The 20871-nt window shown below is 37.9% G+C and carries 35 protein-coding genes; all 35 read left to right on the top strand.

Annotation, left to right across the window (positions count from 1 at the left end):
- Window positions 1-16 precede the first annotated feature (16 nt).
- The 35 genes from rplV (at window position 17) to BFA01S_RS06010 (ending at window position 20781) form a co-directional block, all read left to right on the top strand.
- The gene (gene rplV, locus BFA01S_RS06180; RefSeq protein ID WP_066227066.1) at window positions 17-361 is read left to right on the top strand and encodes a 50S ribosomal protein L22; all 345 of its coding nucleotides are present in this window, start codon (window positions 17-19) and stop codon (window positions 359-361) included.
- Window positions 362-364: 3 nt separating this feature from the next.
- The gene (gene rpsC, locus BFA01S_RS06175; RefSeq protein WP_066227064.1) at window positions 365-1021 is read left to right on the top strand and encodes a 30S ribosomal protein S3; all 657 of its coding nucleotides are present in this window, start codon (window positions 365-367) and stop codon (window positions 1019-1021) included.
- A 1-nt stretch (window position 1022) separates the two neighbouring features.
- Window positions 1023-1457 carry a 50S ribosomal protein L16 gene (gene rplP / locus BFA01S_RS06170; RefSeq protein ID WP_066227061.1) on the top strand — a complete coding sequence of 145 codons (435 nt, stop codon included), beginning with the start codon at window positions 1023-1025 and terminating at the stop codon, window positions 1455-1457.
- Window positions 1447-1650: a 50S ribosomal protein L29 gene (rpmC, locus tag BFA01S_RS06165; protein WP_066227058.1), complete on the top strand. Its 204-nt coding sequence runs from the start codon at window positions 1447-1449 to the stop codon at window positions 1648-1650. The genes rplP and rpmC overlap by 11 nt, the downstream gene beginning before the upstream one ends.
- A 20-nt stretch (window positions 1651-1670) precedes the next feature.
- Window positions 1671-1934 (top strand): 30S ribosomal protein S17, encoded by a 264-nt coding sequence (rpsQ, locus tag BFA01S_RS06160; RefSeq protein ID WP_066227055.1) that lies wholly within the window; start codon window positions 1671-1673, stop codon window positions 1932-1934.
- Window positions 1935-1973: 39 nt separating this feature from the next.
- Window positions 1974-2342 (top strand): 50S ribosomal protein L14, encoded by a 369-nt coding sequence (gene rplN / locus BFA01S_RS06155; RefSeq protein ID WP_066227052.1) that lies wholly within the window; start codon window positions 1974-1976, stop codon window positions 2340-2342.
- A 38-nt stretch (window positions 2343-2380) separates the two neighbouring features.
- Complete coding sequence (gene rplX, locus BFA01S_RS06150; RefSeq protein ID WP_066227049.1) at window positions 2381-2692, top strand: 50S ribosomal protein L24; 312 nt, start codon at window positions 2381-2383, stop codon at window positions 2690-2692.
- A gap of 24 nt (window positions 2693-2716) precedes the next feature.
- Window positions 2717-3256, top strand: coding sequence for a 50S ribosomal protein L5 (gene rplE, locus BFA01S_RS06145; RefSeq protein WP_066227046.1), 540 nt, complete (start codon window positions 2717-2719; stop codon window positions 3254-3256).
- A 25-nt stretch (window positions 3257-3281) separates the two neighbouring features.
- Window positions 3282-3467: a 30S ribosomal protein S14 gene (gene rpsN / locus BFA01S_RS06140; protein ID WP_010285078.1), complete on the top strand. Its 186-nt coding sequence runs from the start codon at window positions 3282-3284 to the stop codon at window positions 3465-3467.
- Window positions 3468-3498: 31 nt separating this feature from the next.
- Window positions 3499-3897 carry a 30S ribosomal protein S8 gene (gene rpsH / locus BFA01S_RS06135; protein WP_066227044.1) on the top strand — a complete coding sequence of 133 codons (399 nt, stop codon included), beginning with the start codon at window positions 3499-3501 and terminating at the stop codon, window positions 3895-3897.
- 29 nt (window positions 3898-3926) lie between these two features.
- A complete protein-coding gene (gene rplF, locus BFA01S_RS06130) occupies window positions 3927-4466 on the top strand; it encodes a 50S ribosomal protein L6 (protein ID WP_066227041.1) in 540 nt (179 codons plus the stop codon).
- A 33-nt stretch (window positions 4467-4499) separates the two neighbouring features.
- Entirely contained in the window at window positions 4500-4862 is a 363-nt protein-coding gene (gene rplR / locus BFA01S_RS06125; protein ID WP_066227038.1) for a 50S ribosomal protein L18, read from the top strand.
- 23 nt (window positions 4863-4885) lie between these two features.
- On the top strand, window positions 4886-5386 hold the full coding sequence (rpsE, locus tag BFA01S_RS06120; RefSeq protein ID WP_066227035.1) for a 30S ribosomal protein S5: 501 nt from the start codon (window positions 4886-4888) through the stop codon (window positions 5384-5386).
- A gap of 13 nt (window positions 5387-5399) precedes the next feature.
- On the top strand, window positions 5400-5582 hold the full coding sequence (rpmD, locus tag BFA01S_RS06115) for a 50S ribosomal protein L30 (protein WP_066227032.1): 183 nt from the start codon (window positions 5400-5402) through the stop codon (window positions 5580-5582).
- Window positions 5583-5612: 30 nt separating this feature from the next.
- Window positions 5613-6053 carry a 50S ribosomal protein L15 gene (rplO, locus tag BFA01S_RS06110; RefSeq protein WP_066227029.1) on the top strand — a complete coding sequence of 147 codons (441 nt, stop codon included), beginning with the start codon at window positions 5613-5615 and terminating at the stop codon, window positions 6051-6053.
- Window positions 6053-7351: a preprotein translocase subunit SecY gene (gene secY, locus BFA01S_RS06105; RefSeq protein WP_066227027.1), complete on the top strand. Its 1299-nt coding sequence runs from the start codon at window positions 6053-6055 to the stop codon at window positions 7349-7351. Before rplO ends, secY begins: the two co-directional genes overlap by 1 nt.
- A gap of 60 nt (window positions 7352-7411) precedes the next feature.
- Entirely contained in the window at window positions 7412-8065 is a 654-nt protein-coding gene (locus tag BFA01S_RS06100; RefSeq protein ID WP_066227025.1) for an adenylate kinase, read from the top strand.
- Window positions 8062-8808 carry a type I methionyl aminopeptidase gene (gene map, locus BFA01S_RS06095; RefSeq protein WP_066227021.1) on the top strand — a complete coding sequence of 249 codons (747 nt, stop codon included), beginning with the start codon at window positions 8062-8064 and terminating at the stop codon, window positions 8806-8808. Before BFA01S_RS06100 ends, map begins: the two co-directional genes overlap by 4 nt.
- Before the next feature lie 112 nt (window positions 8809-8920).
- Window positions 8921-9139 (top strand): translation initiation factor IF-1, encoded by a 219-nt coding sequence (gene infA, locus BFA01S_RS06090; RefSeq protein ID WP_003348578.1) that lies wholly within the window; start codon window positions 8921-8923, stop codon window positions 9137-9139.
- A 34-nt stretch (window positions 9140-9173) separates the two neighbouring features.
- Complete coding sequence (gene rpmJ / locus BFA01S_RS06085) at window positions 9174-9287, top strand: 50S ribosomal protein L36 (protein ID WP_003156543.1); 114 nt, start codon at window positions 9174-9176, stop codon at window positions 9285-9287.
- Between the two features lie 21 nt (window positions 9288-9308).
- Window positions 9309-9674: a 30S ribosomal protein S13 gene (gene rpsM / locus BFA01S_RS06080; RefSeq protein ID WP_066227018.1), complete on the top strand. Its 366-nt coding sequence runs from the start codon at window positions 9309-9311 to the stop codon at window positions 9672-9674.
- 19 nt (window positions 9675-9693) lie between these two features.
- On the top strand, window positions 9694-10083 hold the full coding sequence (rpsK, locus tag BFA01S_RS06075; protein ID WP_066227016.1) for a 30S ribosomal protein S11: 390 nt from the start codon (window positions 9694-9696) through the stop codon (window positions 10081-10083).
- 181 nt (window positions 10084-10264) lie between these two features.
- Window positions 10265-11209, top strand: coding sequence for a DNA-directed RNA polymerase subunit alpha (locus tag BFA01S_RS06070; RefSeq protein WP_066227014.1), 945 nt, complete (start codon window positions 10265-10267; stop codon window positions 11207-11209).
- Window positions 11210-11294: 85 nt separating this feature from the next.
- On the top strand, window positions 11295-11690 hold the full coding sequence (gene rplQ / locus BFA01S_RS06065) for a 50S ribosomal protein L17 (protein ID WP_066227009.1): 396 nt from the start codon (window positions 11295-11297) through the stop codon (window positions 11688-11690).
- Between the two features lie 91 nt (window positions 11691-11781).
- The gene (locus BFA01S_RS06060) at window positions 11782-12624 is read left to right on the top strand and encodes an energy-coupling factor ABC transporter ATP-binding protein (protein ID WP_066227006.1); all 843 of its coding nucleotides are present in this window, start codon (window positions 11782-11784) and stop codon (window positions 12622-12624) included.
- Window positions 12600-13469, top strand: coding sequence for an energy-coupling factor ABC transporter ATP-binding protein (locus BFA01S_RS06055; RefSeq protein WP_066227004.1), 870 nt, complete (start codon window positions 12600-12602; stop codon window positions 13467-13469). Before BFA01S_RS06060 ends, BFA01S_RS06055 begins: the two co-directional genes overlap by 25 nt.
- Window positions 13466-14263, top strand: coding sequence for an energy-coupling factor transporter transmembrane component T family protein (locus BFA01S_RS06050; RefSeq protein ID WP_066227003.1), 798 nt, complete (start codon window positions 13466-13468; stop codon window positions 14261-14263). The genes BFA01S_RS06055 and BFA01S_RS06050 overlap by 4 nt, the downstream gene beginning before the upstream one ends.
- 9 nt (window positions 14264-14272) lie before the next feature.
- Window positions 14273-15010 (top strand): tRNA pseudouridine(38-40) synthase TruA, encoded by a 738-nt coding sequence (gene truA / locus BFA01S_RS06045; protein WP_066226999.1) that lies wholly within the window; start codon window positions 14273-14275, stop codon window positions 15008-15010.
- A 158-nt stretch (window positions 15011-15168) separates the two neighbouring features.
- Window positions 15169-15606 (top strand): 50S ribosomal protein L13, encoded by a 438-nt coding sequence (rplM, locus tag BFA01S_RS06040; RefSeq protein ID WP_066226996.1) that lies wholly within the window; start codon window positions 15169-15171, stop codon window positions 15604-15606.
- Window positions 15607-15627: 21 nt separating this feature from the next.
- Complete coding sequence (gene rpsI, locus BFA01S_RS06035) at window positions 15628-16020, top strand: 30S ribosomal protein S9 (protein WP_066226993.1); 393 nt, start codon at window positions 15628-15630, stop codon at window positions 16018-16020.
- Between the two features lie 277 nt (window positions 16021-16297).
- Complete coding sequence (locus tag BFA01S_RS06030; RefSeq protein ID WP_066226991.1) at window positions 16298-16870, top strand: cupin domain-containing protein; 573 nt, start codon at window positions 16298-16300, stop codon at window positions 16868-16870.
- A 447-nt stretch (window positions 16871-17317) separates the two neighbouring features.
- Window positions 17318-18055 (top strand): RDD family protein, encoded by a 738-nt coding sequence (locus tag BFA01S_RS06025; protein WP_235842974.1) that lies wholly within the window; start codon window positions 17318-17320, stop codon window positions 18053-18055.
- Window positions 18056-18289: 234 nt separating this feature from the next.
- Complete coding sequence (locus BFA01S_RS06020; protein ID WP_066226985.1) at window positions 18290-19264, top strand: LacI family DNA-binding transcriptional regulator; 975 nt, start codon at window positions 18290-18292, stop codon at window positions 19262-19264.
- Window positions 19265-19278: 14 nt separating this feature from the next.
- On the top strand, window positions 19279-20184 hold the full coding sequence (rbsK, locus tag BFA01S_RS06015; protein ID WP_066226982.1) for a ribokinase: 906 nt from the start codon (window positions 19279-19281) through the stop codon (window positions 20182-20184).
- Window positions 20185-20355: 171 nt separating this feature from the next.
- A complete protein-coding gene (locus BFA01S_RS06010; protein WP_066226980.1) occupies window positions 20356-20781 on the top strand; it encodes a DUF2521 family protein in 426 nt (141 codons plus the stop codon).
- The last annotated feature ends 90 nt before the right edge of the window (window positions 20782-20871 follow it).

Below are 20871 nucleotides of genomic sequence, written 5' to 3'. Positions count from 1 at the left end.
GAGAGGAGGCTTTTAAATGCAACAATCAAAAGCTGTCGCAAAAACAGTTCGTATTGCTCCTCGTAAAGCTCGTTTAGTATTAGATCTTATTCGAGGCAAGCAAGTGGGTGAAGCGGTTGCGATTTTAAATCACACACCGAAAGCTGCTTCTCCAATTATTGAGAAAGTTTTAAAATCTGCAGTGGCAAACGCTGAACATAACTATGAAATGGACATCAATAGCTTAGTTGTAACTGAAGCTTATGCAAACGAAGGTCCAACTCTTAAACGTTTCCGTCCACGTGCAATGGGTCGTGCAAGTGCTATCAACAAACGCACTAGCCATATTACTATTATCGTATCAGAAAAGAAGGAGGGATAATTCGTGGGTCAAAAGGTACATCCAATAGGTCTTCGTATTGGGGTTATTCGTGACTGGGAATCAAAATGGTTCGCTGGTAAAGACTACGCAACTCTTTTACATGAAGACATCAAAATTCGTGAATATATTTCAAAACGTTTAAATGATGCTTCTGTTTCAAAAATTGAAATCGAACGTGCTGCAAACCGTGTTAATATCACGATCCACACAGCGAAACCAGGTATGGTTATCGGCAAGGGTGGTACTGAAGTTGAAGCACTTCGTAAAGCACTTAACCAGTTAACTGGCAAACGTGTACACATCAATATCTTAGAAATCAAACGTGCTGATTTAGATGCTAAATTAGTTGCTGACAATATCGCGCGTCAATTAGAGAACCGTGTTTCATTCCGTCGTGCACAAAAACAATCAATCCAACGTACTATGCGTGCTGGAGCACAAGGTATTAAAACACAAGTATCTGGTCGTTTAGGCGGGGCAGATATCGCTCGTGCAGAACACTATAGTGAAGGTACTGTTCCACTTCATACACTTCGTGCTGATATCGATTACGGAACAGCTGAAGCTGATACAACTTACGGAAAACTTGGAGTTAAAGTTTGGATCTATCGTGGAGAGGTTCTTCCTACAAAGAAGAAAACTGAGGAAGGAGGCAAATAATATGTTATTACCTAAACGCGTTAAATATCGTAGAGAACATCGTGGAAAAATGCGTGGTCGTGCAAAAGGCGGTACTGAAGTACATTTCGGTGAATTCGGTATCCAAGCTACAGAAGCTTCTTGGATCACGAACCGTCAAATCGAGGCTGCTCGTATTGCGATGACACGTTACATGAAACGTGGCGGTAAAGTTTGGATTAAAATCTTTCCTTCAAAACCATATACTGCGAAACCTCTAGAAGTTCGTATGGGTTCCGGTAAAGGTGCTCCTGAAGGTTGGGTAGCTGTTGTTAAACCTGGTAAAGTTTTATTTGAGATTGCAGGTGTTTCTGAAGAAATCGCACGTGAGGCACTTCGCTTAGCATCTCATAAATTACCGGTGAAAACTAAGTTTGTAAAACGCGAAGAAATTGGTGGTGAATCAAATGAAAGCTAATGAAATTCGTGACCTTACCACTGCTGAAATTGAACAAAAAGTAAAGTCTCTTAAAGAAGAGTTATTTAACCTTCGCTTTCAATTAGCGACAGGACAATTAGAAAATACTGCTCGCATTCGTGAAGTTCGTAAATCGATCGCTCGTATGAAAACAGTTATCCGCCAAAGGGAAATCGCGGCTACTAATCGCTAAGCAAAAAGGAGGTTAAAGGAATGAGTGAACGCAATCAACGTAAAGTTTACACTGGTCGTGTTGTATCTGATAAAATGGATAAGACGATCACAGTTCTTGTTGAAACTTACAAGAAACATACACTTTACGGTAAACGTGTAAAGTACTCTAAAAAGTTCAAAGCTCATGATGAAAATAACCAAGCTAAAATTGGTGACGTCGTGAGAATTATGGAAACTCGTCCATTATCAGCTACTAAGCGTTTTCGTCTAGTAGAAATCGTTGAAGAAGCTGTTATTATCTAATATTGTTCGGAAATCAAGTTCCGAAGGGAGGTAACGTGAATGATTCAACAAGAATCTCGTTTGAAAGTTGCTGACAACTCTGGTGCACGTGAAGTACTTACTATTAAAGTATTAGGTGGTTCCGGACGTAAAACTGCTAACATTGGTGATGTAATTGTTTGTACGGTTAAACAAGCAACACCAGGAGGCGTTGTTAAAAAAGGTGACGTTGTAAAAGCTGTTATCGTTCGTACTAAGAGCGGTGCTCGCCGTACTGATGGTTCTTACATCAAATTTGATGAAAATGCTTGTGTTATTATCCGTGATGACAAAAGTCCACGTGGAACACGTATTTTCGGACCAGTTGCACGTGAATTACGTGACAGCAACTTCATGAAAATTGTTTCTTTAGCTCCAGAAGTTCTATAAATTGAAAAAGATTGCCTTACTAAGGAGGTGCAACTAGGATGCATGTTAAAAAAGGTGATAAAGTAATGGTTATCTCTGGTAAGGATAAAGGTAAACAAGGCGTAATCCTTGCAGCTTTTCCTAAACAAGACAGAGTACTCGTTGAAGGTGTAAACATTGTGAAAAAACACTCTAAACCTTCTCAAGTAAATCCTCAAGGCGGGATCGTAAGCCAAGAGGCACCTATCCATGTATCAAATGTTATGCCACTTGATCCGAAATCAGGCGAGCCGACTCGCATTGGTTACAAAGTGGTTGATGGCAAAAAGGTACGTGTAGCAAAAAAATCTGGTGAAACTTTAGATAAATAGTAAATAAGGAAGGGAGGTATTTACATGAACCGCCTTAAAGAAAAATTCCAAAAAGAAATTACACCTGCTTTAGTGAGCAAGTTTAACTATAAATCTGTTATGCAAACTCCAAAGCTTGAAAAAATCGTAATCAACATGGGTGTGGGTGATGCTGTAGCTAACTCTAAAGCCCTTGATAGTGCTGTTGAAGAGCTAGGCCGAATTACTGGCCAAAAGCCAATCATTACGAGAGCAAAAAAATCAATCGCTGGATTCCGTTTACGTGAAGGTATGCCTATCGGTGCGAAAGTAACTCTTCGTGGTGAACGCATGTATGAATTCTTTGATAAGTTGATTTCTGTTTCTTTACCACGTGTACGTGACTTCCGTGGAATTTCAAAAAAATCTTTCGATGGTCGCGGTAACTACACATTAGGTGTGAAAGAGCAATTAATCTTCCCTGAGATTGATTATGATAAAGTATCAAAAGTTCGTGGTATGGATATCGTTATTGTAACGACTGCTAATACTGATGAAGAATCTCGTGAACTATTAACTCAATTTGGTATGCCATTCCAAAAATAATCGCTAAGTAGAGGGAGGCGAAATTGTGGCTAAAAAATCAATGATTGCGAAGCAAAAACGTACGCAAAAATTTAAAGTACAAGAGTACACTCGTTGTGAGCGTTGTGGCCGTCCACACTCAGTACTTCGTAAATTTAAGCTTTGCCGTATTTGTTTCCGTGAACTTGCTTACAAAGGTCAAATTCCAGGCGTTAAAAAAGCTAGTTGGTAATACCCCATAATGGGAAGGAGGTAATTAAGATATGGTTATGACAGATCCTATTGCAGATATGCTTACTCGTATTCGTAATGCGAATATGGTGCGTCACGAGAAATTAGAATTTCCTGCATCTAAAGTTAAAAAAGAGATCGCAGAAATTTTAAAACGTGAAGGTTTCGTTCGTGATGTTGAATATGTTGAAGATAACAAACAAGGTATCATTCGTATTTTCCTTAAATACGGTTCAAACAACGAGCGCGTAATCACTGGTCTTAAAAGAATTTCTAAACCAGGTCTACGTGTTTATGCAAAAGCTGATGAAGTACCGCGTGTACTTAACGGATTAGGTATTGCGATCGTTTCAACTTCTCAAGGTGTTTTAACGGATAAAGAAGCTCGTGCAAAACAAGCTGGCGGAGAAGTTTTAGCATACGTTTGGTAATAAGCTTAAGATGAATGGAGGTGCAGGGAATGTCACGTATTGGTAAAAAACCAATTGAAATTCCTTCTGGAGTTACAATTACAATCAGTGATGACAATCATGTATCAGTAAAAGGACCTAAAGGTGAACTTACTCGTTCTTTTAATCCTGATATGAAAATTGTTGTAGAAGATAATGTATTAACTGTGAGCCGTCCTTCTGAGACGAAGGAGCACCGTGCTCTACATGGTACAACTCGTAGCCTTTTAGGCAACATGGTTGAAGGTGTATCTAAAGGCTTTGAAAGAGGTCTTGAATTAATCGGGGTCGGTTACCGTGCTTCTAAATCTGGAAACAAACTAGTGCTTAACGTTGGTTATTCACATCCAGTTGAAATCGTTCCAGAAGATGGCGTTGAAATCGAAGTACCATCACAAACGAAAATCGTTGTAAAAGGTACTGATAAAGAACGTGTTGGAGCAATCGCTTCTAACATTCGCCAAGTACGTCCGCCAGAGCCTTACAAAGGTAAAGGTATCCGTTACGAAGGTGAACATGTACGTCGTAAAGAAGGTAAAACTGCGAAGTAATGCCGCTTAGAAGATAAGAAAGGAGTGACTTAGATGATTACGAAAGCTGACAAAAATGCGACTCGTAAAAAAAGACATGCGCGTGTCCGTGCTAAATTATCTGGTACAACTGCTCGTCCACGTTTAAACGTATTCCGTTCAAACCAGCACATTTATGCACAAGTAATTGATGATACGAATTCAGTTACAATCGCAAGCGCTTCTTCTTTAGATAAAGATCTAAACTTAACATCTACTAACAACGTTGAAGCTGCACAAAAAGTTGGAGAACTTGTTGCAAAACGTGCTGTAGAGAAGGGTATTGAATCTGTGGTATTTGACCGCGGAGGATACTTATATCATGGTCGTGTAAAAGCTTTAGCTGAAGCTGCTCGCGAAGCTGGGCTACAATTTTAATCGTAAAAGGAGGGACATATACAATGAGTCGTATTGATGCAAACAAATTAGAGCTTGAAGAACGCGTAGTTACCGTTAACCGCGTAGCGAAAGTTGTTAAGGGTGGTCGTCGTTTCCGCTTTGCAGCATTAGTTGTTGTTGGTGACAAGAACGGTCATGTAGGCTTCGGTACTGGTAAAGCACAAGAGGTTCCTGATGCGATCCGTAAGGCAATTGAGGATGCTAAGAAAAATCTTATTGAAGTACCGCGTGTAGGTACATCAATCCCGCACCAAATCATCGGACAATTTGGAGCAGGTAACGTCCTTCTAAAACCAGCAGGAGAAGGTACAGGAGTTATCGCAGGTGGTCCTGTTCGTGCCGTTTTAGAATTAGCAGGAATTAGTGATATCCTTTCTAAATCATTAGGTTCTAACACACCGATCAACATGATCCGTGCTACACTTAATGGATTAGAAGAACTAAAAAGTGCTGAAGCAGTTGCTAAGTTACGTGGAAAAACAGTGGAAGAACTGTTAGGATAAGGAGGGGAAAACAATGGCGAAAAAGTTAGAAATTACCCTCACTCGCAGTGTTATTGGTCGTACTCAAGATCAACGTGCTACTGTTAAAACACTTGGATTAAAAAAGTTACATCAAACTGTGGTACATGATGACAATGCTGCGATTCGCGGTATGGTTAATAAAGTTGCACATTTAGTAACAGTTAAAGAACAATAATCAAAAAACAATTATTAAGGAGGTGTCCCGATGAAACTTCATGAGTTAAAACCAGCAGAAGGATCTCGTAAAACACGTAACCGTGTAGGTCGTGGTATCGGTTCTGGTAACGGTAAAACAGCTGGTAAAGGTCATAAAGGACAAAACGCTCGTTCTGGTGGTGGAGTTCGTCTTGGATTCGAAGGTGGTCAAACTCCTTTATTCCAACGCTTACCTAAACGCGGTTTCACGAACATCAATCGTAAAGATTATGCTGTTGTGAACCTTGACAAACTTAACCGTTTTGAAGAAGGTACTGAAGTAACTCCAGAATTATTGCTTGAAACAGGTGTTGTAAGCAATACAAAATCTGGAATCAAGATCCTTGGAAACGGCAAATTAGAGAAAAAACTTACTGTTAAAGCTAACAAATTCTCTGCTACTGCTAAAGAAGCTATTGAATCTGCTGGTGGTACAGTTGAGGTGATCTAATGTTAAAAACAATCTCCAATTTTATGCGCGTTGGTGATATCCGAAATAAGATCATTTTCACCCTTTTAATGTTAATTGTATTTAGAATCGGTACATTTATCCCTGTTCCGAACGTAAATGCCGACGTTCTTCGTCAACAGGATGCTGCAAGTGTATTCGGACTTATAAATACATTTGGTGGAGGAGCTTTATATAATTTCTCCATCTTAGCAATGGGAATTATGCCTTATATTACAGCGTCAATTATTATGCAATTATTGCAAATGGATGTTGTACCGAAGTTCACCGAGTGGTCTAAGCAAGGTGAAGTAGGCCGACGTAAAATAGCTCAATTTACGAGATATTTTACGATTGTATTGGGTTTCATCCAAGCGTTAGGTATGTCCTATGGATTTAATAATATGGCTGGTGGTAGGCTTATAAATAATCCGGGTATTAGCACATACCTTCTAATTGCGATTGTATTAACAGCAGGAACTGCATTCTTAATGTGGTTGGGGGAGCAAATTACTTCAAAAGGTGTAGGAAATGGTATTTCTATCATCATTTTTGCAGGTATTGTCGCGGGTATGCCTTCAACTCTTAATCAAATATATGCACAGCAATTTGAAGATGTAGGTGACCAGCTATTCTTAAGAATAGTAACGGTTGTAATTCTATTATTAGCAATCTTAGCTGTTATTGTCGGTGTTATTTTCATGCAGCAGGCGCTTCGCAAGATCCCGATCCAGTATGCGAAACGTGCCAACGGTGCAAATGGAATGACAGGCGGACAATCGACACACTTGCCATTAAAGGTTAACCCAGCTGGTGTTATCCCTGTTATCTTTGCCGTGTCGTTCGTTGTAACACCGCCAACTATTGCGGCGTTCTTCGGTCCAAATGATGTAACAGACTGGATTAGTAAAAACTTAGATTATACACAACCTATTGGTATGATCATCTATGTCGCATTAATTATTGCTTTCACATATTTTTATACATTTGTTCAAGTTAATCCTGAACAAATGGCAGATAATTTGAAGAAACAAGGTGGCTACATTCCTGGTATTCGTCCAGGTAAGAGCACACAAGAATATGTTACGAAAGTGCTATATCGTTTAACATTTGTTGGTTCTCTTTACTTAGCAGCTATAGCTGTTCTCCCTGTTTTCTTCATAAAATTTGCCGATCTTCCCCAATCAGCTCAGATTGGCGGAACGAGTTTACTAATCATCGTAGGGGTTGCTCTTGAGACGATGAAGCAACTCGAAAGTCAGTTAGTTAAACGCCATTATCGTGGTTTTATAAAAGAGTGAGGTTATGGGAGTTTATCCCATTCCCTCTGTAATTAGAGATTCTAGGGGGAAACAAATACAATGAATCTAGTACTAATGGGCCTACCTGGCGCAGGGAAGGGTACTCAGGCTGAACGTATTGTGGAAAGTTACGAGATCCCTCATATCTCAACAGGAGATATGTTTAGAGCTGCTATTAAAGAAGAAACCGAATTAGGCTTACAAGCTAAATCGTTTATGGATAAAGGTGAACTTGTTCCAGATGAAGTAACAATTGGTATTGTTAGAGAACGTTTGGGTAAGAATGATTGTGAAAAAGGTTTCCTATTAGACGGTTTCCCGAGAACTGTTGCACAGGCTGATGCTCTTGAAGGCATTTTAGAGGATCTTGATAAAAAAATCGATTACGTCATTAATATTGATGTTAATAAAGATATTTTAATGGATCGCCTTACAGGTAGACGTATTTGTAAGCAATGTGGTTCCACATATCATCTAGTATTTAATCCTCCAGCAGTTGATGGAGTATGTGATAAATGTGGCGGAGAGTTATATCAACGTGCAGATGATAATGAGGAAACAGTTGCAAACAGATTAGAAGTTAATCTTAAGCAAACAGAACCATTACTATCTTTTTACCGTGAAAAAGGTTATTTAAAAAATATTAATGGTGAACAAGACATCCATAAAGTGTTTGAAGATGTAAAGAAACTGCTCGAAGGTTTAAGTGAATGATCATATGCAAGACAGAGCGTGAGCTTGACATTATGCGTGAGGCTGGTCGCATCGTTGCATTGACACATGAACACTTAAACAAATATATTGAACCAGGCATCTCTACGAAAGAATTGGATGCAATTGCCGAAAAGTTTATAATAAGTTGTGATGCATTTCCTTCTTTTAAAGGGTATAATGGTTTTCGCGGAAGTATCTGTGCTTCTGTAAATGAAGAGCTCGTTCACGGCATACCTGGAGATCGTGTATTACGTGAAGGAGATATAATTAGTATTGATATCGGTGCAAAATATAATGGTTATCATGGTGATTCTGCTTGGACATATCCTGTCGGAAAGATTGATTCTGAGACTCGAGAATTGCTTAAAGTAACAGAAGAATCTTTATATAAAGGTCTTAATGAGGCTAAACCAGGCGTGCGATTGTCGAATATATCTCATGCAATTCAAACTTATGTTGAACAGCATTCTTTTTCTATCGTTAGAGAATATGTTGGTCATGGAGTAGGGGCAGATTTACATGAGGATCCGCAAATTCCCCATTATGGTCCTCCTAACAAAGGACCAAGGCTTAAACCAGGTATGGTTCTAGCAATAGAACCAATGGTTAATGCAGGTAGCCGCTATGTAAGAACTTTGGCTGATAATTGGACTGTCGTAACAGTTGACGGTAAAATGTGTGCTCATTTTGAACATACAGTTGCAATTACAGAAACTGGTTATGAGATTCTAACAAAGGCTTAAGGATTGATGATTTCTAAGATTGCTAATCTCCGGATGATCAGAACAGTATAGACGAATTAGTCGTAAGAATCGATGTTTGAAACTTACTGATTTGAAGAAGGGAGAAAGTTCGATGGCGAAAGATGATGTGATTGAAGTAGAAGGAACTGTCGTTGAAACGTTGCCTAACGCAATGTTCAAGGTAGAACTTGAAAACGGTCATACAGTTTTAGCGCATGTTTCTGGAAAAATCCGCATGCATTTCATTCGTATTTTACCTGGAGACAAAGTTACGGTAGAATTATCTCCATATGATTTAACTCGTGGAAGAATTACGTACCGTTTTAAATAATAGCACTCCGTACTATTAAGGAGGTAAGAAAATAATGAAAGTTAGACCATCTGTTAAACCTATTTGTGAAAAATGTAAAGTTATTCGCAGAAAAGGCAAAGTAATGGTTATTTGTGAAAATCCTAAACATAAGCAAAAACAAGGTTAATTTTAAGGAGGTGCAGGCTTAATGGCTCGTATTGCTGGTGTTGATATTCCGCGTGACAAACGTGTAGTAATTTCGTTAACATATATTTTTGGTATCGGTCGTTCTACAGCTGAAAAAGTATTATCTGAAGCTGGTGTTTCAGCAGATACTCGTGTACGTGATTTAACAGAAGATGAGTTAGGTAAAATCCGTGATGTAATCGATAAGTTAAAAGTTGAAGGGGATCTTCGTCGTGAAGTTTCTTTAAACATTAAACGTCTTATCGAGATTGGTTCTTTCCGTGGAATCCGTCATCGTCGTGGTTTACCAGTTCGTGGTCAAAATACTAAAAACAATGCTCGTACTCGCAAAGGTCCACGTCGTACTGTTGCGAATAAGAAAAAATAAGCAAGGAGGTTAACGATCAATGGCACGTAAAACAAACACTCGTAAACGTCGTGTGAAAAAGAATATTGAGAGCGGAGTCGCTCATATTCGTTCAACGTTTAACAACACGATTGTTACTATTACAGATGTACATGGTAATGCAATTTCATGGTCAAGTGCAGGCGCATTAGGATTCAGAGGTTCACGTAAATCTACTCCTTTCGCTGCGCAAATGGCTGCTGAGACAGCTGCAAAAACATCTATGGATCATGGTATGAAAACATTAGAAGTAACAGTTAAAGGACCTGGTGCAGGACGTGAAGCTGCAATTCGTGCTCTTCAAGCTGCTGGTCTTGAAGTAACTGCTATTAGAGATGTTACACCAGTTCCGCATAATGGATGCCGTCCGCCAAAACGTCGTCGTGTATAAGTTTTCTGTATAGATTTTGTATACATGTCAATAATGGGTTATGATACAGTATATAAGTTCTAGCAGAATCACTCCGTTGTTGTGCACATTCGGGAACTTTTAAATGGGGAATTTCGGTTAGACGACCGAAATGGTAATGTAGTCTAGCCGGGGTTTCGACGTTTTGAAGGAGGGTTTATAGATGATAGAAATTGAAAAACCAAAAATCGAAACGGTTGAAATCAGCGAGGATACCAAATACGGTAAATTCGTTGTCGAACCACTTGAGCGTGGATATGGAACAACTTTGGGTAACTCCTTACGTCGTATTCTTTTATCTTCACTCCCTGGTGCCGCTGTAACATCGATCCAAATAGATGGAGTTTTACATGAATTTTCAACAATTGAGGGTGTTGTTGAAGATGTTACTACAATCATCCTGAACATTAAAAAGCTGGCTCTTAAAATCTATTCAGATGAAGAAAAGACGTTAGAACTTGATGTTCAAGGAGAAGGTGTTGTAACAGCTTCAGATATTACTCATGATAGTGATGTAGAAATACTTAACCCAGATCTTCATATCGCAACGCTTGCAAAAAATGCTAGCTTTAGAATGAGATTAACTGCTAGACGCGGTCGCGGTTATACTCCTGCTGATTCTAACAAACGAGAGGATCAGCCAATAGGTGTTATTCCGATAGACTCGATTTACACACCTGTTGCAAGAGTTTCCTATCAAGTTGAAAACACTCGTGTAGGTCAAGTAGCTAACTATGATAAACTTACACTAGATGTTTGGACAGATGGCAGCACTGGACCTAAAGAGGCGATCGCTCTTGGTTCTAAGATTCTAACTGAACATCTTAATATTTTTGTAGGGCTGACTGATGAAGCTCAGCATGCAGAAATTATGGTGGAAAAAGAAGAGGATCAAAAAGAAAAAGTTCTTGAGATGACTATTGAAGAACTAGATTTATCGGTTCGTTCTTATAACTGTTTAAAACGTGCTGGCATTAATACAGTACAAGAGCTTGCTCATAAAACAGAAGAAGATATGATGAAAGTTCGTAATCTAGGTCGTAAATCTCTTGAAGAAGTAAAAGCGAAACTAGAAGAACTCGGCTTAGGTCTCAGGAAAGACGACTGACGACTAGTTATATGGTTAACTAGCGTTTTCGTATGTTTCAATTGGAGACTAAATATATATTATTCAACAAAGGAGGGGACATCTCATGTCATACAGAAAATTAGGACGTACTAGTTCACAACGTAAAGCAATGTTACGTGACTTAGCTACAGATTTAATCATTTCAGAACGTATTGAAACAACTGAAGCACGCGCAAAGGAGCTTCGTTCAGTCGTTGAAAAGATGATTACTTTAGGAAAACGTGGTGATCTTCACGCTCGCCGTCAAGCAGCTGCGTTTATTCGTAATGAAGTTGCTGAAGTAGTTACAGTTACTTCTGAAGAAGGTAAAGATAAAGAAAAACCGAAATATGCTTTAGAAAAACTATTTGCTGACGTTGCACCACGTTACACTGAGCGCCAAGGTGGATACACTCGTATTATGAAACTTGGACCTCGCCGCGGTGATGGAGCACCAATGGTTATCATTGAATTAGTTTAACTATATATTTCTACTAACAAGGGCGGGGACAGTTGTAAAACTGAATCTATGCCCTTTTTTCATGCACACATATTTAAAGGGAGGGAGAACGATGATAGAGCAACCAATTATTGATGTTCAAAATGTAACATTTCATTACCATTCAGATTCCCAGCCTGCTTTAAATAATGTTTCCCTCTCTGTTAACAAGGGCGAATGGCTTTCTATTGTTGGCCATAATGGTTCAGGAAAATCAACACTTGCAAGAATACTAAATGGCTTAATTATTCCTGAGAGCGGATTTGTAAATGTTTGTGGTATTAATTTATCAGAGGAAACGGTTTGGGATATTAGAAGGCATGTTGGAATGGTTTTTCAAAATCCAGATAATCAGTTTGTAGGTACCACTGTTCGAGATGATGTGGCTTTTGGTTTGGAAAACAACGGCATACCGAGGGATGAAATGGTGCGTAGAATTGAATGGGCCACGGAAAAGGTAAAGATGGATCAATTTCTCGATCAAGAACCACACCATCTTTCAGGAGGTCAGAAACAGCGTGTTGCAATTGCAGGGGTAATTGCTGTCCAGCCTGCGATTATTATTTTGGACGAAGCAACTTCTATGCTTGACCCAATAGGGAGAAATGAAGTGCTTGAAACGATCAAGCTGTTAAAAGACCAAGGGATCATTACAGTTATCTCCATTACTCATGACTTGGAGGAAGCATCACATGCAGATCGTATTATCGTAATGAATGACGGTAGGAAATTTGCTGAAGGTACGCCAGCTGAAATATTTGCTCTTGATGAGAAATTAATAGAGATTGGGCTTGATTTACCTTTTCCTTATCTTTTAAGTAAAAAATTAAGAGCAGCTGGAATTCCTATTACAAAAAATCATCTGACAGAAGGAAGTTTGGTGAATGAGCTGTGGACATTGAAATTAAAGAGTTAGAACATCGTTATCAAGTTCATTCCCCTTTTGAGAGGCTGGCGCTGTATGATGTGAATATAACGGTGAAGGAAGGTACCTATCTAGCTATTATTGGGCATACAGGTTCGGGAAAATCAACGCTCCTTCAACATTTAAATGGCTTATTAAAACCAACAAGAGGAACAGTTAAAATTGGAGACTATTTAATTAAAGCTGGAAAAAAACAAAAAGATTTAAAAGCGATTAGAAAACATGTCGGCATTGTCTTTCAATTTCCTGAACATCAGCTATTTGAAGAAACAGTTGAAAAAGATATTGCATTCGGTCCAATAAACTTCGGTGTAAGCCGTGAGGAAGCTAAACAAAAAGTGAGAGAAGCTTTAGCAAGTGTAGGGCTTTCCGAAAATATTTTAGAGAAGTCTCCATTTGAGCTAAGCGGAGGTCAAATGAGACGCGTAGCAATCGCTGGTGTTCTTGCAATGGAACCTGAAATATTAATTCTTGATGAACCAACCGCAGGGCTTGATCCAAAAGGAAGAAGCGAGATTATGGATTTATTTTATCAATTGCATAAAGAAAGAAATGGAACGACAATACTTGTTACTCATAGTATGGAAGATGCCGCAAAGTATGCCGATGAAATTGCTGTTATGCATGAGGGTACAATGAAATTAAGGGGAACACCTCAGGAGATTTTTCAGTCAGTGGAAGAGCTACATTCATTTGGTCTCGACTTACCGCAGACATTGAGATTTCAACATGAGCTAGAGAGGACATTACAAGTAAAGCTAGAAAAATTATCGTTAACAGCTGACGATATAGTCGAACAGATGAAAAAGCTTATGTACGTTGGTGAGAAATCATGATGAACAGTATGATTATTGGAAAATATGTGCCAGGCACATCACTCATTCATCGTATGGACCCCCGATCAAAGATATTGTTCGTTTTTCTTTTTGTTTTTGTCGTCTTTTTTGCAAATAATATAATCACATATTCTCTGTTAGGTATTTTCACATTTTCAGTTGTTTTATTAACAAAGCTTCCTCCAAGATTTTTGATTAATGGATTAAAGCCGATTCTCTTTCTTATTTTATTCACCTTTGTGCTTCACATTATTATGACAAAGGAAGGGGCAGTTGTTTTAAATTTAGGGTTTATGAAAGTATATGAAGAGGGGTTAAAGCAAGGTATATTTATTTCCTTCCGATTTTTATTCCTTATTTTAATGACAACAATATTGACGCTCACGACAACACCGATTGAAATTACAGATGGAATGGAGACATTATTAAATCCATTGAAGAAACTTCGTCTGCCTGTCCATGAACTGGCGCTTATGATGTCTATCTCGCTGCGTTTTATCCCAACATTGATGGAAGAGACGGATAAAATTTTAAAGGCACAAATGGCACGTGGAGTCGATTTTACGAGTGGGCCGTTAAAAGATAGATTAAAAGCTGTTGTACCTCTGTTAATACCTTTATTTATAAGTGCATTTAAACGTGCAGAGGAGCTTGCTACAGCGATGGAGGCAAGGGGATATAAAGGTGGAGAAGGGCGAACGAAACTGAGACAGTTAAAATGGGGAATGCTCGATACAATTACGATTATTACACTTCTATTATTAGCAATTGTTTTACTATATTTTCGGTTATAGGTGAAAGTAATGAAAATAAAGTGTACGATTTCATATGATGGCACACAATTTAGCGGCTACCAGGTACAGCCGAATAAGCGGACAGTACAAAGTGAACTGGAAGCAGTGCTTTCAAAGATTCATAAAAACCCTGTAAAGGTATATGCCTCAGGAAGAACAGATGCGTCGGTTCATGCTGTCGGTCAGGTTGTTCATTTTGATACTTCATTAACAATTCCTTTTGATCGTTGGAAAAAGGCTTTAAATGCAATGCTGCCGGATGATATTTCTGTAACTCTTATAGAGGAAGCAGGTGAAGGTTTTCATGCAAGATTTAGTGCAAAAGCAAAAGAATATCACTATATAATTGACCGCAGTGAGCAGCCGGATATTTTCAAGAGAAATTATCGTTATCATTTTCCATATAAGCTGGATGTTCATTCGATGAGAGAAGCATGTGAGCTTTTACAAGGGACACATGATTTTACAAGCTTCTGTGCTGCTAAATCAGCAGTAGAAGATAGAGTTAGAACAATTCATAAAATAGAAATTGAAGAAGTAGATAATGAGCTGGTTTTTAGTTTTATTGGGAATGGTTTTTTATATAATATGGTTCGAATTCTTGTTGGTACACTTCTTGATGTAGGCCAAGGAATAATAGTGCCGCAAGAGATTCCTAATATTATAGATGGAAAAGACCGTAATTTAAGCGGGAAGACAGTACCTGGACACGGCCTTTTTTTATGGAAGGTTTACTATGACAACTAAACCAGGTGTAACATTTTCTTGACATTGGTATTCGTACGTTATATTATATCTAATGGTATGAAATTTCAACTCCACGATTAAGCCCCGGAATCTTATCGTGTTATGAAATAGAAATCAATTGAATTTATTGTTTTAAATGAATTAGGAGGGAAATACAAATGCGTACAACATTTATGGCTAATGCAAGCACAATCGAACGTAAATGGTACGTAGTAGATGCTGAAGGCAAAACTTTAGGTCGTCTTGCTAGTGAAGTAGCATCTGTACTACGTGGTAAACATAAACCAACTTATACTCCACATGTTGACACTGGTGATAATGTAATCATCATCAACGCTGGAAAAATCGAATTAACTGGTAACAAACTTCAAGATAAAATTTACTACCGTCACAGTAACTACCCAGGTGGTTTAAAAACTAGAACAGCTAATGAAATGCGTACAAACTACCCTGAAAAAATGCTTGAATTAGCAATTAAAGGGATGTTACCAAAAGGCTCATTAGGAAGACAAATGGGTAAAAAATTACATGTATACGCTGGTAGTGAGCATCCACACCAAGCACAACAACCGGAAGTTTACGAACTTCGCGGATAATTATTAAAGGAGGTAATACATTTGGCACAAGTTCAATATTACGGTACAGGCCGTCGTAAAAGCTCAGTAGCTCGTGTTCGCTTAGTTCCTGGTGAAGGCCGTATCTTCGTTAACAAACGTGAAATTGAAAACTACATTCCATCAGCAGCTTTAATCGCTGATATTAAACAACCATTAACTTTAACTGAAACAGCAGGTAATTATGATGTTTTAGTTAACGTTTCAGGTGGTGGATATGCAGGTCAAGCAGGTGCGATCCGTCATGGTATCTCACGTGCATTACTTGAAGCAGATCCAGAATACCGCACAACTTTAAAACGCGCTGGTTTATTAACTCGTGACGCTCGTATGAAAGAGCGTAAAAAACCAGGTCTTAAAGGTGCTCGTCGTGCACCTCAGTTCTCAAAACGTTAATTTTTATTACCGTTTCAAAAGACTCTCAGCCAATTTGGCTGTGGGTCTTTTTTTTATGTCTGGAAAGGGTTCTGAATTACTTAACATAACTCAATGTACCTTATACTTTTCCCTTTTGGTGTAACAGTTATATGTATATAGATGTTCATCGTGCTCTGTATATCAGAATGACCTCACTGTTCTTGAACTTCTTTAATGAAGTAAACTTGAATCTAAGTACACTCCCTTAACATAGTGCATAGGATAATTTTATAAAGCTGTGAAAGGATTGAGTAAAGTGTACTATATTCCTAATATGTATCAATATCCACATACTTATTATGTTAATGTACCAATGAATAACTATGGAAGGCAGCCTTTTTATTGGGGCATTCCTGCTGAGGCAGATCATACAAACAGATTTGGTTCTTTCCGATCTTGCAATGAAGATTCTCGTATTTTGTTAAAAGATTATGGACCAAAACCGTTTGTTGTTAATATTGAGGATGCTACGGAGCAAAATAATAATTACCGTACCGCTTTATGGACAGGACAGCATTTGCAGGTTACTTTAATGAGTCTCAAGGCTGGAGAAGATATAGGTTTGGAAATGCATCCTAATGTTGATCAATTCCTGCGAGTTGAACAGGGAAGAGGGATTGTTCAAATGGGTAAGAGTAAAAATAAATTAAATTTTAAAAGAAATATTTATGATGATTTTGCAATAATGATACCTGCCGGAACATGGCATAATGTAACGAATACAGGCAATACTCCACTAAAGCTTTACTCGATATATGCTCCTCCTAACCATCCATTTGGTACTGTTCATGTAACGAAAGCAGATGCATTGGCTGGGGAAGAACACTAAGAGCATGATGATGGAAATACAGTTAATTTTGGCAGGACTTCAGATGAATAGATACAATACACAGAGTTTTTGATAAATGAAAGGTTAGAAGATGTTAAAAGAGGAATAAATTCTATATACATTCTTTAAGAATTTATTCTAATGGGAGTTCTTATAGGGAAAGGAATATTCCAAAAGAGGTTAAGAGTTTTGCCAGATTGGCTGTTTCTTTTTATATCTACATTATATACACACATAAAAGAATGTAAAAATACAGTTTTAAAGGGCTGCACGTGCACCTCAGTTTTCAAAACGTTAATTTTGCGTTTCAGAAGGCTCTTAACCAGCTTTTTTTATTGAAAAAAAGGACTCTTGATTATAAAGGCATGGTTCTTTATACCATTTCTCTCTTGAGTTGTTTTGTTTACACTTGTATTGTAATACAAGACAGGGGGGGTTATGATTTTGGTGGAAACAAATTTTGCTTCAAGAAAAAACAGAATACTAGCATTTCTTTTGGATTATCTTATATTAACAATTATTATCGTTCTTCCTATAATATTTTTTATGATGAATGAAAAAAATATGGAGAGTGCACTTTCTTTTTCATTTTTTGCAGTATGGCTAATGATTGGATTTATTCTTTATATTTTAAAAGATTCTATTAAAGGGGCAAGTATCGGAAAATGGGTTATTGGTATAGGTATTAGGGATGAGGAGAATCTGGAAAGGGTACCTTCTATACTTAGATTATTTTTGAGAAACTTGTTAATTATAATTTGGCCAATAGAATTTTTGATTTTAGCAGCGAATAAAGATAAACAAAGACTTGGCGATAGACTAGCTCATACAGTGGTTGTAAAGGTAACAGAGGTGAGTGTATGGAGGAAGATCTTTGCCATTGTTTCACTGACACTTATTTCAATCCTATTATTCATTTCAACGATATTGTTTACTATAAAAAATACTGACGCATATGAGACAGCTATTACTTATATTGAAGGCAGCGAGGAAATTATTCAGGAAGCTGGCGGAATAGAGGGATATGGTTTTATACCTAGCGGAAGTGTTCAAATCAATAATGGATATGGTGAATCACTGTTTACGATAAATATAAAAGGTAAAGAGAAAGATGTGAAAGTAAGGATTTATTTAACGAAAACACCAAAAAGTGATTGGAAAGTCCAAGAAGCTCATTATGAATAAAGGAAAACATCTATAGCCTATTAAAGGTGTTGGACATACATCCTAGTTCTTAAAACATTTTGTGAAGATTCCCAACTGATTTGTCCGGGAATCTTTTTTATATTATTTTTCAGACTGGATAAAATGAGATTGTGAAATTATTTTATTTTAATTCCTAACTCGTTTTATTGACTTCAAATATGATTGATATTAAACTCTATGTAACCGGTTACCTAATGGGTTGGAGTGAAGAAAATGGCTTCGATAAAAGACGTCGCAAAGCTTTCGGAAGTATCTGTTGCGACTGTGTCCCGAGTGTTAAATGATAAAGGATATGTAAGCGAGGATACGAGGAAAAAAGTGGAACAGGCTATTGCTGAATTGAATTATAGACCGAATGAAGTCGCAAGAAGCTTATTCAAGAAGCAATCTAAGACAATTGGTCTGATTGTGCCGGATATTACGAATCCCTATTTTCCAGAGTTAGCGAAAGCTGTGGAAGATACTGCTATGAAACTTGGCTATACTATGATCTTGTGTAATTCTGATGAAGATATAGAAAAAGAACAGCGTTATCTAGATATATTGCTTCAAAAATATGTCGATGGGATTATTGTTTTCTCCAATACTTTAAGTATGGATCAAATAAGGAAGCTCAATATCCCAATTGTCAGCATTGACAGGGAGATCAGTAAGGACCTTCCAACAATTGTAGTGAATAATAAAAAGGGAGCAAAACTTGCTTCTTCTTTCTTGAGGGAAAAAGGATGTAAGAGAATTGCTCATTTAAGGGGACCGTACGGAATAGTGAATGCAGATGAGCGCTATGCCGGATATATGGATGTCGTTGCTGAAGAAGAATGGTTTCATGAAGGCTATATTGTAAATGGAGATTATGATATGCACTCCTCTATTGAAGCAACTACTGAACTTCTGCGTTTGCATCCAGAGATTGACGGTATCTTTGCAGCAAGTGATACAATGGCTATCGGTGCAATAAAAGCAGTTCATAAGCTTGGGATGAAAGTACCTGAGGACATTTCAATTATTGGATTTAACGGTATTCGTTTATCAGAAGCGACAACGCCTGAGCTTACTACTATTGTACAGCCAATTTACGAATTGGGAGAAACGGCTTTAACGATGTTAGTTAAGCTGATTGAACAGCAGCCAATGGAAGAGATTTTTTATAAATTAGACGTTCACCTAGTGGAGCGGGAATCAACATGAGGAGGTTAATTAGTATGGAGAATCATCCGAAAATAACGGTTGTTGGAAGTATTAATATGGATTTAGTAACATTAACGGACAAGCTTCCGGAAATGGGAGAGACTATTACAGGGAAGCAGTTTAAAATGAACCCGGGAGGAAAAGGAGCAAATCAAGCGGTTGCGGCAGCGAGGCTCGGTGCACAAGTTAAAATAATTGGCTGTGTCGGCAGGGACAGCTTTGGTGAAAACCTTCTTCAGCATTTGCAGAGTGAAGGAATTGATGTAAGCAATGTAGAACCGGTTACCGATTCCACTGGTACTGCTCTTATTACCGTTTATAACAATGATAATAATATTATCGTCGTACCTGGTGCAAATAATCATGTAACAGCATCTTTTGTTGAAACAAAGAGAGATATTATTGCTGATAGTGATATTTTAATCCTTCAGCTTGAAATTCCACTCGAAGGTGTACAAAAAGCAGTAGAGGTTGCAAAAGAAAACAATGTGACTGTTATTTTAAATCCCGCTCCAATTACAGAACTTCCAGCCGGATTAATCGAACAAATTGACTATTTGACACCAAATGAACATGAACATTCACTCCTTATAAAGGGAATGAATGAACAACAGATAAAAGAAAAAGTCATTGTAACAAAAGGAAGCAGAGGAGTTTCACTGTATAAGGGAGACGAGGAAATAACGATTCCTTCATTTAGAGTAAATGCTATTGATACGACTGGAGCAGGTGATTCATTCAATGGTGGTCTTGCTGTTGCGCTAGGAAGAGGTCTCTCATTGCCGGATGCTTGTAAGTTTGGAAATGCGGCTGCTGCTTTATCAACATTGAAGCTTGGAGCGCAAACAGGCATGCCTGGGAAAGAAGAAGTAGAGACAATGATCAAGATAGCCGAAAAAATGAAGAAGCATATGAAATAAGTAATGTGATTGAAAATATGCTCAAACATGCAAAAGACAGTTTATAATCATATATCGAGGCTCTCAACTTCCATCGTTGAGGGCTTTTTCTTTTGAGGTGAAATTTGGCAGTAACTAAACGAATGAGACAAAACCCTAAGATAAACAATATGTTTTAAGGGGGGCTTTTAGATGGATAATGTCATCTCATTAAAAGTGAAGCGACATGAAAAAGAACTCAAATATGAGAAAAGGATGCTTAAAGAACTTTCATTAAACGAAATTAAACATAAAATTAGTCATAACTTTGATGAAATAATAAAGCCTAACTCAATAGAAGACGGCTGTGTTGATTTTGCAATTGAAGCATTTTTACTTGGGGCGAGGTATAGCCGCTTCGGATATTATGGAGAATCGATGCAAATTGCTAATGGACGATGTCAATATGAAGAGAAACAGCTCGTAAATGACTTATATGAATATGTCATCGAATGGGGGAAGTTTAAACATAATAATCTTGATTCTGCTGAAGTTTTTAATAAATGCCGCTATTATATTTCCTCATGGTGGAAGGAAGGTTTTCTTCGCGGAGAAAAACGTCATAAATTAAGGTTATAAAGTGAAACTTCTGTCAGTGGGATTTTTCCTCATCCCCCACTGATAGTTGTTGAGGCCCGCAGGATGTGTTTTATTGACAGGACCTTTACG

Source organism: Metabacillus fastidiosus NBRC 101226 (assembly GCF_001591625.1).
In the GTDB taxonomy this organism is placed as follows: domain Bacteria; phylum Bacillota; class Bacilli; order Bacillales; family Bacillaceae; genus Metabacillus; species Metabacillus fastidiosus.
This window is presented reverse-complemented; position numbering and strand designations above follow the sequence as displayed.

What these genes read in the sequence shown, in the direction of transcription:
- rpsM (WP_066227018.1), top strand. Translation starts at nt 9,309, where the DNA reads ATGGCTCGTATTGCTGGTGTTGATATTCCGCGTGACAAACGTGTAGTA.
- rpsK (WP_066227016.1), top strand. Translation starts at nt 9,694, where the DNA reads ATGGCACGTAAAACAAACACTCGTAAACGTCGTGTGAAAAAGAATATT.
- map (WP_066227021.1), top strand. Translation starts at nt 8,062, where the DNA reads ATGATCATATGCAAGACAGAGCGTGAGCTTGACATTATGCGTGAGGCT.
- rplE (WP_066227046.1), top strand. Translation starts at nt 2,717, where the DNA reads ATGAACCGCCTTAAAGAAAAATTCCAAAAAGAAATTACACCTGCTTTA.
- rplO (WP_066227029.1), top strand. Translation starts at nt 5,613, where the DNA reads ATGAAACTTCATGAGTTAAAACCAGCAGAAGGATCTCGTAAAACACGT.
- BFA01S_RS06100 (WP_066227025.1), top strand. Translation starts at nt 7,412, where the DNA reads ATGAATCTAGTACTAATGGGCCTACCTGGCGCAGGGAAGGGTACTCAG.
- rpsQ (WP_066227055.1), top strand. Translation starts at nt 1,671, where the DNA reads ATGAGTGAACGCAATCAACGTAAAGTTTACACTGGTCGTGTTGTATCT.
- BFA01S_RS06060 (WP_066227006.1), top strand. Translation starts at nt 11,782, where the DNA reads ATGATAGAGCAACCAATTATTGATGTTCAAAATGTAACATTTCATTAC.
- BFA01S_RS06020 (WP_066226985.1), top strand. Translation starts at nt 18,290, where the DNA reads ATGGCTTCGATAAAAGACGTCGCAAAGCTTTCGGAAGTATCTGTTGCG.
- BFA01S_RS06050 (WP_066227003.1), top strand. Translation starts at nt 13,466, where the DNA reads ATGATGAACAGTATGATTATTGGAAAATATGTGCCAGGCACATCACTC.
- rpmJ (WP_003156543.1), top strand. Translation starts at nt 9,174, where the DNA reads ATGAAAGTTAGACCATCTGTTAAACCTATTTGTGAAAAATGTAAAGTT.
- rpmC (WP_066227058.1), top strand. Translation starts at nt 1,447, where the DNA reads ATGAAAGCTAATGAAATTCGTGACCTTACCACTGCTGAAATTGAACAA.
- rplN (WP_066227052.1), top strand. Translation starts at nt 1,974, where the DNA reads ATGATTCAACAAGAATCTCGTTTGAAAGTTGCTGACAACTCTGGTGCA.
- secY (WP_066227027.1), top strand. Translation starts at nt 6,053, where the DNA reads ATGTTAAAAACAATCTCCAATTTTATGCGCGTTGGTGATATCCGAAAT.
- rplX (WP_066227049.1), top strand. Translation starts at nt 2,381, where the DNA reads ATGCATGTTAAAAAAGGTGATAAAGTAATGGTTATCTCTGGTAAGGAT.
- infA (WP_003348578.1), top strand. Translation starts at nt 8,921, where the DNA reads ATGGCGAAAGATGATGTGATTGAAGTAGAAGGAACTGTCGTTGAAACG.
- rplM (WP_066226996.1), top strand. Translation starts at nt 15,169, where the DNA reads ATGCGTACAACATTTATGGCTAATGCAAGCACAATCGAACGTAAATGG.
- rplR (WP_066227038.1), top strand. Translation starts at nt 4,500, where the DNA reads ATGATTACGAAAGCTGACAAAAATGCGACTCGTAAAAAAAGACATGCG.
- rplF (WP_066227041.1), top strand. Translation starts at nt 3,927, where the DNA reads ATGTCACGTATTGGTAAAAAACCAATTGAAATTCCTTCTGGAGTTACA.
- rpmD (WP_066227032.1), top strand. Translation starts at nt 5,400, where the DNA reads ATGGCGAAAAAGTTAGAAATTACCCTCACTCGCAGTGTTATTGGTCGT.
- rpsH (WP_066227044.1), top strand. Translation starts at nt 3,499, where the DNA reads ATGGTTATGACAGATCCTATTGCAGATATGCTTACTCGTATTCGTAAT.
- rbsK (WP_066226982.1), top strand. Translation starts at nt 19,279, where the DNA reads ATGGAGAATCATCCGAAAATAACGGTTGTTGGAAGTATTAATATGGAT.
- rplQ (WP_066227009.1), top strand. Translation starts at nt 11,295, where the DNA reads ATGTCATACAGAAAATTAGGACGTACTAGTTCACAACGTAAAGCAATG.
- BFA01S_RS06070 (WP_066227014.1), top strand. Translation starts at nt 10,265, where the DNA reads ATGATAGAAATTGAAAAACCAAAAATCGAAACGGTTGAAATCAGCGAG.
- rplV (WP_066227066.1), top strand. Translation starts at nt 17, where the DNA reads ATGCAACAATCAAAAGCTGTCGCAAAAACAGTTCGTATTGCTCCTCGT.
- rpsE (WP_066227035.1), top strand. Translation starts at nt 4,886, where the DNA reads ATGAGTCGTATTGATGCAAACAAATTAGAGCTTGAAGAACGCGTAGTT.
- BFA01S_RS06010 (WP_066226980.1), top strand. Translation starts at nt 20,356, where the DNA reads ATGGATAATGTCATCTCATTAAAAGTGAAGCGACATGAAAAAGAACTC.
- truA (WP_066226999.1), top strand. Translation starts at nt 14,273, where the DNA reads ATGAAAATAAAGTGTACGATTTCATATGATGGCACACAATTTAGCGGC.
- rplP (WP_066227061.1), top strand. Translation starts at nt 1,023, where the DNA reads ATGTTATTACCTAAACGCGTTAAATATCGTAGAGAACATCGTGGAAAA.